The 14,561-nt window shown below is 45.6% G+C and carries 8 protein-coding genes; all 8 read left to right on the top strand.

Annotated elements, in window-relative coordinates; genetic code table 11:
• The first annotated feature begins 32 nt into the window (after positions 1-32).
• The 8 genes from BM257_RS12455 to BM257_RS12490 all read left to right on the top strand — a co-directional run bounded on the left by BM257_RS12455 (position 33) and on the right by BM257_RS12490 (position 14,537).
• Positions 33-1,664 carry a RagB/SusD family nutrient uptake outer membrane protein gene (locus tag BM257_RS12455; RefSeq protein ID WP_092073219.1) on the top strand — a complete coding sequence of 544 codons (1,632 nt, stop codon included), beginning with the start codon at positions 33-35 and terminating at the stop codon, positions 1,662-1,664.
• 21 nt (positions 1,665-1,685) lie between these two features.
• Positions 1,686-2,591 carry a zinc-binding metallopeptidase gene (locus BM257_RS12460; protein ID WP_092073222.1) on the top strand — a complete coding sequence of 302 codons (906 nt, stop codon included), beginning with the start codon at positions 1,686-1,688 and terminating at the stop codon, positions 2,589-2,591.
• Positions 2,592-2,601: 10 nt separating this feature from the next.
• Entirely contained in the window at positions 2,602-3,894 is a 1,293-nt protein-coding gene (locus BM257_RS12465) for a DUF4302 domain-containing protein (protein WP_092073225.1), read from the top strand.
• A 21-nt stretch (positions 3,895-3,915) separates the two neighbouring features.
• Positions 3,916-5,307, top strand: a complete 1,392-nt coding sequence (locus tag BM257_RS12470) for a BACON domain-containing protein (RefSeq protein ID WP_177216116.1) — start codon at positions 3,916-3,918, stop codon at positions 5,305-5,307.
• A 249-nt stretch (positions 5,308-5,556) separates the two neighbouring features.
• Positions 5,557-6,180 carry a porin family protein gene (locus BM257_RS12475; RefSeq protein ID WP_092073231.1) on the top strand — a complete coding sequence of 208 codons (624 nt, stop codon included), beginning with the start codon at positions 5,557-5,559 and terminating at the stop codon, positions 6,178-6,180.
• 168 nt (positions 6,181-6,348) lie between these two features.
• A complete protein-coding gene (locus BM257_RS12480) occupies positions 6,349-9,318 on the top strand; it encodes a two-component regulator propeller domain-containing protein (protein WP_092073234.1) in 2,970 nt (989 codons plus the stop codon).
• A 122-nt stretch (positions 9,319-9,440) separates the two neighbouring features.
• On the top strand, positions 9,441-12,683 hold the full coding sequence (locus BM257_RS12485; RefSeq protein ID WP_092073237.1) for a SusC/RagA family TonB-linked outer membrane protein: 3,243 nt from the start codon (positions 9,441-9,443) through the stop codon (positions 12,681-12,683).
• Between the two features lie 21 nt (positions 12,684-12,704).
• Complete coding sequence (locus BM257_RS12490; protein ID WP_092073240.1) at positions 12,705-14,537, top strand: RagB/SusD family nutrient uptake outer membrane protein; 1,833 nt, start codon at positions 12,705-12,707, stop codon at positions 14,535-14,537.
• The last annotated feature ends 24 nt before the right edge of the window (positions 14,538-14,561 follow it).

Consider the following 14,561-nt stretch of genomic DNA (forward strand, 5'->3'; position numbering starts at 1 on the left):
ATAACAGTATATAAAGTAAAAAAGATATTATTATGAAGAAATATATAGGATTATCCATCATTGCCTTGAGCATGGGACTGACCTCCTGCAACGACTGGCTGGACAAACTGCCTGATAATCGTATGGAGCTTCAGACAGTGGATGATGTCAAAGGTTTGTTAGTGAGTGCCTATCCGGATCGTCATCCTGCTTATCTGTTGGAGATGTATTCCGACAATACGGACGAGTGTATTGGTCCTGACTGGTCTGAGGCAGACCGTTTCCAGCGTCAAGCTTACCACTGGGAGGATATCACAGAGACGGGTGATGATGAATCACCTCAGATGTTGTGGAATTCCCACTATCGTGCCATCGCTTCTGCCAATGCGGCTATCGATTTTATCGAGGCTAGTGGTGATCAGGCTAAGTTCAGCGAGCAGCTGGGTGAGGCGCTGATGTGTCGTGCATATGCCATGTTCCAGTTGTCCACGATATTCTGTAACGCCTATAATCCAGCAACTGCAGCACAGGAGAAAGGACTTCCTTACCCAACTCATCCAGAGACGGTAGTTGGACAAGTATATGAGCGTGGAACTTTGGAAGATTTATATAGTCAGATTGATGAGGACATCCAGAAAGCACTTCCTTTGCTGGGTAGTTCTTATGATAAACCTAAGTTCCACTTCACGCCGGATGCCGGTAATGCCTTTGCAGCCCGTTTCTACCTCTATAAAGGTGATTTCGACAAGGCCATCCAGTATGCTAGCAAGGCGTTAGGCGCCACCCCCGCTGCCAAGGCTCGTGACTGGGACTATTATGCGTCACTGAATGCTAACCGTCAGGTTCGTCCAGAAGCATACGTCAATGCTAACGAGAAGACAAATATGTTCTTGCAGACAGTTTACTCTGAGTGGGGCGCCGTTATCTATGGAGGTTATCAATATGGAGACCAGTATGCACATAGTTACCGTATCTCATACGATGAGGACATTTGTTCTATCGGTCCTTGGGGACAAGCTAGTGATAGAACATTGTTCAAGAACTCTGTGTGGTATAATCCTGTTTGTGCTGACTTATTCCACGGAAAAATCCCATACGAGTTTGAGTATACCGACCTTCAGGCAGGTATTGGTTATGCACATTCTGAGTTCTCTGTATTCAATATTGAAACACTCTTGCTGGAGCGTGCAGAGGCTTACGCATTGAGTGGTGAACTACAGTTGGCTGTTAATGACTATAATACGCTACTCTCAGTATACATGAGGAGTCCGAAGAAATATACGCTGACCCAATTGGTGACTTTCTACAAGAATCTTGCATACTACCAACCAAAAGAGCCTACGGTCAAGAAACGTTTCGAGGCTCCAGTCTATCAGATAGACGAAGATGGTTCAGATCAGGAGAGCCTGTTGCAAGCAATCATTCACATGCGTCGTATCATGACTGTTCATGAGGGATTCCGTATGCAGGATGTGAAGCGTTATGGTATTGTCATCTACCGTCGTCAGACGGACAGCGACAACGTCATCACAGGTGTGACGGATACCATGACAGCGAAAGACCCACGCCGTGCCATCCAGTTGCCACAAGATGTTATTACCGCCGGTCTGGAAGGTAATGACCGTGTGACTGTTGCTGACAAAGGCGAAGAGCGTTTCTCTGATGCATCATACTTTTTTGAGTAAGAATACTAAAAAATGACGACAATGAAAAAAATATATATTTTACTTATAGCTGCTGCAGTGATGTTGAACTTCACTGCCTGCTCTGAGGATAAACCTGGTGGAGAGAGTATCTTCCCCACCAACCCCACGACGCAGTACGACAAATTTGAACAGTGGCTGCTGGAGAACTTCACTTATCCTTATAATATAGATGTGCTCTATCGTATGAAGGATATTGAGATTGACCACAAATATACACTGACCCCGGCAGACTCTGCTAAGTGTGCCAAGTTGGCTATCATTGTGAAGTATCTTTGGTTCGATGCCTACGCAGAGGTGGCAGGTCCTGACTTTGTCAAAGTGAACGTCCCCCGTACGCTCCAATTCATTGGTTCCCTCGCCATGGAGAGCAATGGAACAGTGGTAATGGGTACTGCCGAGGGTGGTTATAAGATTACTCTTTATAATGTGAATAATCTAGGCGTGGCTGATGGTGGCTATGGAGTCCCCTTGGATGACTATGATGCACTGAACAAGTGGTATTTCACCACGCTGCACCATGAGTTCCAGCATATCCTGAACCAGAAGAAACCTTATGATCCTACATTCGACCTTATTTCTGAGGGTGACTATGTGAGTGGTGACTGGTATCAGTATAACACCAATACACAGGCATTGCCTAAGGGCTTTATCCGCAACTATGCCATGGTGGAGCCTCGTGAGGACTATGCAGAGCTCTATTCTCAGTATCTGACCAACAACGATGCGTTGTGGGCTTCCAAGATGGCATATGCTGGTAAAGAGGGTCAGGCTATCATCGAGCAGAAACTGGCTCATATCCGCAACTACATGCGTGAGAACTGGAATATCGACTTGGAGGAGATGCGTGCATGTGTTCAGCGTCGTTCCGCAGAGTATATGAAACTTGATTTCGAACACTTAAACTAATTCCAAGGTTATGAAGAAACTATTTTTATATATAATGTTTGCAGCAGTGGGACTGGGACTTCAGTCTTGTCTGCATGACAACGATGAAATCTTCGAGCAGTCTGCCGCCGAGCGTATTAATACGGCGATTGAGAGTGCTGAAAAAGTGTTGACAAGCGCAGAGAAAGGCTGGGTAATGCATTATTATTTAGGTCATGATTACACTTACGGAGGTATCAATATTACCATGTCATTTAAAAATGGCAAAGTAACGATGCGTGAGGCAGGGGTGGTAGATGCTGCCGGCGAGTATGTCGCTCTTACCTCTACATATAAACTGACTCGTGACCAGGGACCAGTTCTCGCCTTTGATACATATAATGATATGCTGCATAACTGGGGTGACCCTGATAAGGACAAGAATGGTGCGCCCACAGAGGTTGACGGATGGGAGGCTGACTATGAGTTTGTCATCATGAGCATCAGTGAGGATGAGAACACCATTAAACTGAAAGGCAAGAAGTATGGTAATACTATTATTATGGAGCGCCTTAAGATAGATGCATCAGAGTATTTAAATGCTGCTGATGCTGTTGAAGAGGGTATGTCTCAATTCGCGGTAATGAAATACGTTGACGGTTCGTTTACGGCGAAGTTCATGTATGGCGATAACTATACCATTAGTTATATCAATGAGAATGGTGAGAAAGAGACCCTGACGGTTCCTTTTACTTTCACGGATGAAGGCGTTCTCTTCAACCAGCCTATCACCTTAGGAGACAATATTATTTCTGGTATCCTTTATGTCGACGGGGCAGAGTCTCTTCCTTTGATTGACACCAAGGGTCTATCTATCACTGTATCTACTGATCCTGTTGATGTATTCCAGGCAGGTTCCTGGTATCTTGCAGCAAGTAACTTGGGCGAGGTAGGTAAGCCTGCTTTGTTAGGATTCACAGATGCTTGTATGAAAGAAGAGGGCGAAACCGTTTACTACTGCTTTATCGGAAATGGTTCCTTCAAAGGAACTGCTGCTTTCGGATATTGGTTCAATAGTGGCGGTTATGTCGGAGCCTGTGAATTCAGTGTTGAGACAGAAGGCGAGGATTTGATAACCTTTGGAAACGCCGGCTTTGTTGGAAATGGTGGCTACTACAATACTAAATGTAATTTCTCCAGTGCCATTGCACCGTTCTTCAGTACATTCAAGTTGACAAATGATGATGCGAAGAATCCTACCTACTTTATTTTGACGGATGTTAACAATGATAAGAACGTCATGAAACTGGTAAAGGATCAGGTTTTAATTCCAGCCGATAATTAATAATCGATGAAATATTGTAATATGAAAAAGATATTAGGTTTATTCGTTTTGGCTATGGGATGTCTGATGTGGACATCCTGTAGCAGCGATGACTACACGGAGAAAGTAAACTCTGTGCAGGTGGAGCGTGCTGAGACAACGATTGCCGCTGCAGGTGGCACTGCCACTATTCAAGTAACAGGAACGGGAATTAAGGCTACTTCAGCTGCCTCATGGCTGTCCGTTGCTGTCAATGGCAATACGATTGTGGCTACCGCTACAGCCAACCCTATGCGTGAGTCACGTGCTACTCATGTCACTGTTACTGCCAGCAATGGTGACGAGCAGCTGATAAGCGTTGTTCAGTATGGCTTGGTTCTCTCATTGTCTGTTGGGGAATTAGATGTGAACGGCTCTACTCAGGAGTATGTGATTGAAGCGGAGACGACAGTGCCTCTTACAGTAACTTCAGATGTTGAATGGATTACAGCTGTCTATGATGCGGAGAATCACGTTATTAATGTCACCATCATGCACAACGTGGATGAGAATCCTCGTGAAGGCCATATCACCGTTCAGGGCGAGGGTGTCACCGAGACGATCACTATTAAGCAGGGTGGTATCGTGCTGGAAGTAGCGAAAGACAAGTATGTGTCTTCCACTAACAAGGCCTCAAAACTCTCTATTCCAGTAATTCGTAGTATTGAGGTAGAGGTTACTAGCGATGCTGACTGGTTAACTGCTACTTTCAATGAGGAGACGAACAAACTGGAGGTGAGCATTGCGGCAAGCACGGAAGTGCAACGTTCAGGTAATATTACACTGACTTCTGGCTCATTGACAAAGACTGTTACTATCGAGCAGTATGAGTTGTTTGGACAATATTACCTCTTGTATACGGACGCAGAAACCGGTAAGACATATTATTATAAATCAATGTTGGATGACAAAGGTCTGTACTATGATTACATGGAAGGATTGACGCTTACTTATCCGTTCGTAAAGACAGGTGACTATGAGCTGACAGTGGGTCCTGCAGGATCACCTATCGGTAATTATGGAACAGCCTTATACTTCTTCCTTGCTTGGGGTAATCACGAAGGATATTGGTCTACCTATAATGGAACAGAGAGTGCCACAATGAATGTTGTCTTCGAAGAGGGTGACCAGTACATTGACGAACTGACTGGAACATTCGGAGAAAGCGAAAGGGTGATTGACTGTTGGTTCATGTGGGGATGCAGCGCACCAGAGTTCAGCAGCACTTATGGTCGTGGATATTATGACTGGTTGATTTATCCATACTTGTATAAGGTACCTGAAAATGCTGGAGCACGCCGCAGCGCTACTCGTGCTATCCGTACAAGGGATGGTCAGGAGGCTATGCCTGCTGTGCTGAAAAACATTCTTCGTCCATGTGAATTGAAGAAATAAAGATAAATCTATATGACAATTATCGGGCAGGAACTTAACTTCCTACCCGATTTACTTTTCCTACAATTCATTGGGAAGTTTGGAGAATAATGCTTGTTTTTACAACCTAAAATGTCCTTCATTTAGCGAAAAACAAGAAAAATGCATTTTAAAGTGCAAATTTTAACTAAATTTCATTGTCATTTAAAAAAATTATTCTATCTTTGCAGCAGAGTTAATAAACATTATTCACTAAATTTGAATAGCATTATGAAAAAGATTATGATGATCGCTGCTATGATGATTGCAGCAGTTAGCGCAAACGCACAGAACGAGGTTGGTCAGATTACCTTGCAGCCAAAGGTTGGTATCAATATCTCTACAGTAACCAATTCAGATAGTAAAGCAAAAGTAGGTCTCGCTGCAGGTGTTGAGGCTGAGTATGGTGTTGCTGAGAATTTTGGTGTAACTCTTGGACTTTTGTATTCTATGCAGGGTGACAAGCCCAAAGTTGGATCTGGTAGTGAGAAACTTGACTACATCAACATCCCCATCATGGCTCAGTACTATGTAATTCCTGGTCTTGCCATTAAGGCAGGTATTCAGCCTGGTTTCCTAGTAAGAGCAAAGCAAAAGTATGACTATGAGAATGGTGGTATTGCAATTCACACTGACGGAGACATTAAGGATGGTTGCAAGAAGTTTGATTTCTCTATTCCTGTAGGTATTTCTTACGAGTACAAGAGCTTTGTTCTGGATGCACGTTACAACATTGGTCTGACCAAGGTTTACAAGGATATAGACGCAGATGCTGCTGAGTTATTGGGTATCAGCAACAAGACATGCCGCAACAGTGTATTCCAGATTACTCTTGGTTACAAGTTCGCTCTCTAATCACAATTAGATACAAAGACGAATGCGCTCCCTCCAGGGGGCGCATTTTTTGTTTGGGGAATAGTGTCTCAAAAGACGGGAGTCTTGACAGAACGTGTCCCGATGATGAAGAAAAGTCAGGTTTTTCTTTGTTTTTTCTCTATTTTGCGCTAACTTTGTGGCATTGTTATGCGGAAGATAATACCTATTATATTGATGCTTGTGGCACTTACAGGCAGTCTGTCGGCACAAGATGCGCTGACAGGTCATTATCAAATGACCACCCTTGACCTTTCCACTGGGCTTCCGAATAATAATGTCAACCAGTTTTTTGTTGACAGTAAAGGGTTTGTGTGGATCTCCACCTATGGCGGCGGTGCCGTGCGTTATGACGGTTTCTCTTTTATGCCTATCGGACAGAAAAGTTCCCAAGGCCTAAGTAGTATCTCCTGTAAGGGGATGACGGAAGACCTGTTCCAGCGTCTTTGGATAGCATACGATGAACGTACTGATGTTATCGATATGAGGACGATGAGCCGCACGACCCCTCCTTATGGCAAGGATAATATCAGCAGGATGCTCGACAGACCCTCCGTTGCCGTCTATCACGATGCCAAAGGTGCCATATGGCAGGTGACCACTGACACCATCTATCGCTATACCTTTGATGAGAAGGGGAATGTCAGTTATGTCAGTCATTATCGCTATATCGGTAATACCCCAGACGTGTGTATTGAGGACATCGAGCAGAATGGTACGGTATGGGCATGTGTTGACGGAGGTCTTTACCGTCTTGCCGAGCGTGACGGTAAGATCGTCCGTGAGGAGATAGCTTCTGTGATGAGCCAGTTGCAGGGACTTTATGTGACTGACCTACTGAAGCGTGATGACAAAATATGGATATCCACTAATAATGGGCTTTTTGTCTATGCTCCCTATACGCATTCGTTACAGGTTTTCCATCACTCCAACGAGGTATCGTCATTGTCTCATGATTTCACGACTTCCTTGGCGAAGGCTCCTGATGGCAGGTTGCTGATAGGTTCCTTAAGAGGAATCAATATCCTCACGGATCAACAGGATTCTTTTATTCATTGGGATAATACTAGTGCGGAGAATCCATTGCCCAGTGACTTTGTACACTGTCTGATGGTGCGTGATGGTCAGGTATGGATAGGTACGGAGACTGCGGGAATCGCAAAACTGTCTCCTCGTCCGTTATTGCTTCGTAACTATGCCCATCAGCCTGCTGATCCTGGCTCGTTGTCACCTCGTCCGGTGAATGCGATGTATGTTGAGCCTGATGGAACCCTATGGGTAGGTACGGTGGAGGGTGGACTGAACAGGAAAGCCGCAGGAAGTCGGAGCTTTGAGCATTGGACGATGCAGAATTCTGCCCTTTCGCATAACTCTGTCTCGGTGTTAGAGGCAGATGCCCATGGACAGTTATGGATTGGCACATGGGGCGGTGGTCTTAACAAGATCTCTCTTAAAGACAAAGTCCTGACACATATTGATATGCCTGCGGAGCTGACTGCTGTGACAAACTATATAGGTGTATTGGTCTACGACAAATACCATGATGCCCTGTGGGTCGGTTCTAATGATGGTGTGTTCTATTATGACCTGAAAACGGGTAAGTTGGAAGTGCCTTTTGAGGGTAATGACCTGATCAGAGGGTGTATCGGCGGATATATCGATAAGAAAGCCCATTTATGGATAGGATGTATCACAGGACTGCGTGACATTGACTTACGCTCTCGCCAGATGGGAGAAGGCAAGTTCCGGTATAGGAGTCTCTTTGCGAAACTTGATCATCCTGACTCTCGTATTGTTGAGAAGATTTGTTGCTTCTGTGAGGCAAAGGATGGTACGTTGTGGCTTGGCTCTAATGGTTATGGCATTTACCGGCGTGTGGTGGACCCTCAGTCGGGTAAAGAGACCTTTGAGTCATTTACGACAGATGACGGCTTGGCAAACAATACGGTCCGTGGTATTGTGGAAGATGCCAAAGGAAGGTTGTGGATTACTACGGTAAACGGTGTTTCTTTGTTTGACCCTCTCACGCGTACCTTTATTAATTATGGGGAGAAAGACGGTCTTCTCTGTCAGCGCTTTTATTGGAACTCTGCTGTCAAAGGCGTCGATGGAACGCTTTACCTGGGAGGGATGAATGGTCTGACAGAGGTGGTGGACGAAAATCGGGATGCCGTTTATCCTGTCCATCTCACCTTCACGCAGTTGATGGTTGACAACCAAACTGTAACTGTTGATAACAGTGATGTTATTGATTTAGACATCACACAGGCGAAAGTCATCCGGTTGCATGAGTCTACCAAATCGTTTTCCATTGCCTTCTCTGCTTTGACATACGCTGGTGAGACAACAGGTCATTACAGCTATCGCCTGAAAGGTTTCGAAGACGACTGGATCAGTTTGAAGCCCGGGGAGCATACCGTGCGATATACGAGTATGAAGCCCGGCAACTATACCTTTGAGGTGAAATACAGTAGTGACTTGAGTAGTGAGGATGAGCAGATGATCTCTGTCCAGGTGTCTGTCGCTCCCTATTTCTGGAAGAGCTGGTGGTTCAACCTGTTGCTTGTCTTCGCTCTCATCGCTTTTGTTGTCTGGTTCTATCGCTATAAGGAGAGAGAATGGAGGAAACAGGAGTCAGAGAAGTTGCTGACCCCCATTCGCAAGGTGTTGGAGGAGGCGGAGGAACCACAGCAGTTGCAGACTCGTATCCAGAACATTCTTGACAACCATGAGAAGATGAAGAAAAGTCTCCATAAGAGTGTGGAGGCAGACAAGAAGGAAGTGATGCGTTCTAATAAGCCTTTCATGGACCGTGCCATGGAGATTATGGAACTTCACTATTCTGACAGCGAGTTCGGTGTGACGGAATTTGCGGAGGCGATAGGCATGAGTAAACCGTTGTTGTCTAAACGTCTCAATGCCGAAGCTGGTGTCAGCACAGGTCAGTTTATCCGCAACTATCGTTTGACCATTGCCAAACGCCTGTTGCTCGAAAACGATGCGAATCGTAACATTACTGAAATAGCCTATAAGGTAGGCTTCAACGATCCTAAGTATTTTACTCGTTGCTTTACAAACCAGTTTGGGTGTAGTCCAAGCAATTATGTAGAGGATAATTAGCGTTTCAATACATTTTGTCCACCTTTTATATTATTTTGTCCACCTTTGAAGTGTACAAAAGCAATATCTTTGCCGTCAAATTATTAATAATTAACAATAGTTCTAACCTAAAAACATTAACAATGAGAAAAGAAGTATTATTCTCTTTGATGCTGTCTTTCGGTGTCATGGGTGGACTTACCGTCTCTCCTGTGTCTGTGAAGGCGGCAGTGACCCAGCAGACGATCAAAGTCAAGGGTCAGGTTGTGGACCAGGACGGGGAACCCCTGATTGGTGCAACAGTTAGAGTGAAGGGTGCTCAGACGGGAAGTGTGACCGATATTGACGGTAACTTCACGATTGACGCAGCCTCTAACGCAACTCTCGTGATTAGTTATGTGGGCTACAAGGACCGTGAAATCGCTGTCCGTGGTCGTGCTGTGATTGATGCCATCCAGATGGAGTCTGACTCTCAGGTTCTCGATCAGGTGGTCGTCGTGGGTTACGGTACACAGAAGAAGGCAGACCTGACGGGTTCTGTCTCTATCGTCAACGCTGATGAGTTGAAGCGTGTCTCTAACTCCAACATCTCTACGATGCTGGAAGGTAAGGTCGCCGGTGTGCAGATTACCTCTGACGGTCAGCCTGGTGCAGACCCTGCTGTAAAAATTCGTGGTTTGGGTACCTTTGGCAGTACCGCTCCGTTGTATGTTATTGACGGTGTGCCCATGGGTACCAGTATCCGTGACTTCTCTCCTAACGATATTGAGACCATTCAGGTGTTGAAGGATGCGTCAGCAGGTGCCATCTACGGCTCCCGTGCTGCTAATGGTGTGGTAATCATCACGACTAAGAACGGTAAGAAGGATCAACCCCTGAAGGTGGACTATAAAGGTTATTTCGGTGTTGACTGGATTCCTACTGGTGAGTATAAGATGATGAATGCCGATCAGTATAGCCAATACTTAGGACAGGCTTTTGCCAACACCAGTCAGGTATCAGGTGTCCAAAGAGCTCTGCCTGGCGGTTACAACTATAATGCCGAGACTGGCAGATACGCATTCCAGGATAACACCAATACCGACTGGATAAACGAGGCATTTAAGACAGGATTCCGCCAGAACCACAATGTTAACTTGAGTGGTGGTGGCGCACATAATACATATAATGTGGGTCTTGACTATTTCCAGCAGAAGGGAACCTTAAAGGGCGCCGGTCCTAATTACCAACGTTTTACGGCACGTGTGAACAACACGATGGAGACGAAGTTCATCAACTTCCATACCAGCCTCGTTTACTCTCACTCCAACCAGGATGGTATTGGTATCGGTAATGATCAGGAGTACATCCAGGGACTTTATGGTATGGACGGTGCCAACGTGTTAAGCAACTCTTTGCTGATGCCGCCAACTATCAAAGCATACGACGAGTCAACATGGTATCTGGACGATGTTGTCTCTGCTGCCAAGAATTACAGTTATGACAGTTATGGCTATGGCACTTACTACGAGTCAGTGCATGGACCTATCATGCGTGCCAACCCTCTGTTGGTCAACAACTTGATTACACGTAACACTTTGGTGGACCGTGTACTTGCTACCGGTTCTGCTGATGTGAACCTGCTGAAGATGATTGGTATCGACAGCAAGAATCACAAATTGAACTATAAGCTCAACCTCTCTTACAGCAAGACCTATGCATCGTATAAGAACTGGACATCAGCATGGATCCAAAGTGGTAAAGTATATTTGGATAAGAGTAATGAGAAACTAAGCAAGGAAACACGTCAATGGTCTGACTTCCTGGTGGAAAATACCATTACCTATGACGGAACATTCGGATTACACCATTTTAATTTATTAGGCGGTATCACCTATGAGGAGGAAAACTACAACTCTCTATGGGGTGAGGGAAAGAACTTCCCAGAGCCTTATTTCCTCCAATTGGGTAATGCAAGCGACAGAAATTCCAGCTCCTACGAAAGCAAGCATGCTCTGACCTCATTCATCGGTCGTCTGATCTATGATTATGACAGCAAGTACCTTTTCTCTTTCGTTATCCGTCGTGACGGTAGTTCCCGTCTGACCAAAAATATCCGTTGGGGTACTTTCCCGTCTGTTTCTATAGGTTGGCGTTTCGACAAGGAGAAGTTCTTCCCAATCAGCCGTGACATCGTCAACATGTTCAAGATCCGTGCCAGTTACGGTGAACTCGGTAACGAGAATATCGGAGAATACATGTATCAGGCAACAATGCGTTATGGATACCTTCTCTATAGCTTTGGTAACAATGTAGTTTCTGGTTCTGCTATTGAGAGATATGTGAATGAGAATATTACATGGGAGAAGAAGAAGACAACCAATATTGGTATCGACCTCGCCATGTTCAATAACCGTTTAGAGTTCACCGCAGAATGGTATAAGAACAAGTCGTCTGAGTTGTTGTACAGTGTTCCTGTTCCCACAACGGCAGGCGCAGGTTCTTTGAATAACCCCGCCTATAAGGTGACGATGAATGCTGCTACCATGCAGAACAGTGGCTTCGAGTTCTCTGCTACCTATCGAAACAACGACCATCCTTTCAAGTGGCAGGTGAGTGCCAACCTAAGCACTCTGAAGAACAAGGTGACCTCGCTCGGTTTCACCAATGAGCCATATTTGGAAGGCGACTGTATCACAAGGGTAGGTGAGGAAGTCGGTCAGTTCTACGGTTATATCTATGAGGGTATTGCCCGCACACAGGCAGACTTGGACGATCACGCCGCACAGGTTGGTGCCAATGTCGGTGACTGTCTTTATAAGGACATCAGTGGTCCTGACGGTACACCCGATGGTGTCATTGACACCTATGATCGCACGACCATCGGCAGTGGTATGCCTAAGGTAAACTTCGGCATCAGCGCACGTTTCGAGTATAAGAATTTCGACTTGGCTATCTCTACCTTCGGTGCGATGAACTATCATGTTACAGACGGTCTGTATAACACACTGACCTCTTCCTATGGCTATCTCAACAAGGAGGTTTCTGTATCAGGAGCCAATCGATGGTCTGACGATGGTCTGACATATATTTCCAATGTTCCTCGTACTTATATAGAAAGCACTGCGTCTCAGCCATGGAACGACTTGTTCAGTGACCGTAGGATCCAGAATGCTGCATACTGGAAGATTGCCAACATCGAGTTAGGATATAACTTCCCCGACAAGTGGTTTAAGGGAGTGGTTTCCGGTGCCCGTGTCTATGTATCGGCTCAGAATCTCTATACCTTTACCAAGTATAAGGGCTACAATGTAGACTTTGCCGGTGCTCCTTTCCAGCCAGGTAACAACTGGTGTTCTTACCCCAGCGCACGCACTTTTATGGCTGGTATTCTTTTCTCATTCTAATATATAAAAGAGGTAATTATTATGAAACTATATAAAGTAACATTTGCCCTGATATTGGGTATCGGTTCGCTGACTTCGTGCAGCGAAAAACTGGACTTGGCAAACCCTAACGAACCGACTACGGCAACCTTCGGTAATACAGTAGATGACTTGGAGGAGGCTGTGATTGCATGTTACCATCACATGCGTATGGAAGGCACCTATGCTCGTGTCGGCTATGCTCATGATGCGGTTCGCGGTGATGAGATGTGGAACCCACAACATGCATGGTATTTAGGTATTGACCATTTCAATGCGGCTGCCACCTACGATGTTGCCGCAGACTGGATCTGGCGTGACCAGTATTTTGCCATCAACGTTTGTAATTTTGTCATCACCAAATGCGGTGAGGATGATACAGTACTGACGGAAACGATGAAGCGTATCAAGGGACAGGCATTGTTCCTTCGTGGTCTCGCTTACTTTAATCTTGCCAACTATTACCAGAATCCTGCACTTATTACCAGTTACAACGACTACTCCACGATGGAAGGTCTGTATGCTTATAACTGGCAGGAAGGCGATGAGGATGAGTTCGACCAGTATGACCGCGTCATGGATCAGGTGGAGAAAGACTTTGAGGAAGCTTTGGAACTGCTGCCTACTAAGGATTTAGGTGGTGAGTGGGCGAAAGGTCGTGCCAACAAGGGAGCCGCCGCAGGCTTCTATGCCCGTGCTCTGATGCAACGTCATAAGTACAGCGAGGCTCTCGATGTGCTGAAAACCATTATTGCCGGCACATATGGCAAATATGAGTTGGTGAAGGATTATGGTGACAACTTCCGTGAAGGTTCCGCTTACGAGAACAATGCCGAAAGCCTTTTTGAGATCCAGTTCATGGATTATGGCACCCAACAGGGCTCAGACGATGAGTGGACTCAGGTGAATGTTAGTAAGAACTCTGCCCAAGGGCATGCTTTAGAGGCTAACTTCGCTGGTGAATATGCAAGTGGTTGGGCAGACCTGTCTGCTTCTCCTTGGCTCTACCATCTTTACAAAAGCCAGAGGACAAAGGGTAACTCTCTTGACCCCCGCCTTTATTGGACGATTGCTACTTATGAGCCAGAGTGGGACAACTATGCTTTTGGCAACTCATACTATACAGAGACGCTGACAGAAGAGGATTATGTTTATGTGAAGCCTGCGCCAGGAGAGACACCCAAACAGGTGAAGTCAGTTACACGTCCAAGCGATAATGGTGGTCTGCCTATTGCCAAGTGGACTAACCTGCGCACAAACCTTTATTCCTCTGCTATCACTGGTCTGAGATGTGGTATCAACCTCCGATTGATGCGTTACTCTGATGTACTGTTGCGTGCCGCTGAGTGCGAGAATGAGGTGAGCGGTCCCACGCAGCAGGCTATCGACTGGATTAATGAGGTACGACGTCGCGCCAATCTGGAAGACCTGCAGTTGTCTGATTATGTAGGGAATGCCGATAAACTCTTCGAGCAGATTGCCAACGTGGAGCGTCCGACGGAATTCGGTTGTGAGCACGGTCGTGGCTTCGACCTGATCCGCTGGGGATTCTTCCATACCCCAGATCGTTTGAAGCAGATGAAGGAGCATTCCGCATACATCCTGACTCCTGACTGCTCAAAGGTGAAGGATGAGGTGAAATATGGTGATACTGGTGTTATCAGTTCATTCGACGACTATGTTCCAGGACATGAGTTCCTGCCTATCTTCCAGTCAACATTGAACAATAATGCTAACCTGAGAGGAAATTCTGCCAATCTTAATAGAGACAACTCCGGCTACTTCTCAAAGAAGGGATGGAAGATTCATCCAGTTGTTGAGTTGCCCAAAAAGTAAAGTGAAACTGTAAAAAGATACAAT

The sequence above is a fragment of the Prevotella sp. tf2-5 genome, from assembly GCF_900115435.1.
Lineage (GTDB): Bacteria > Bacteroidota > Bacteroidia > Bacteroidales > Bacteroidaceae > Prevotella.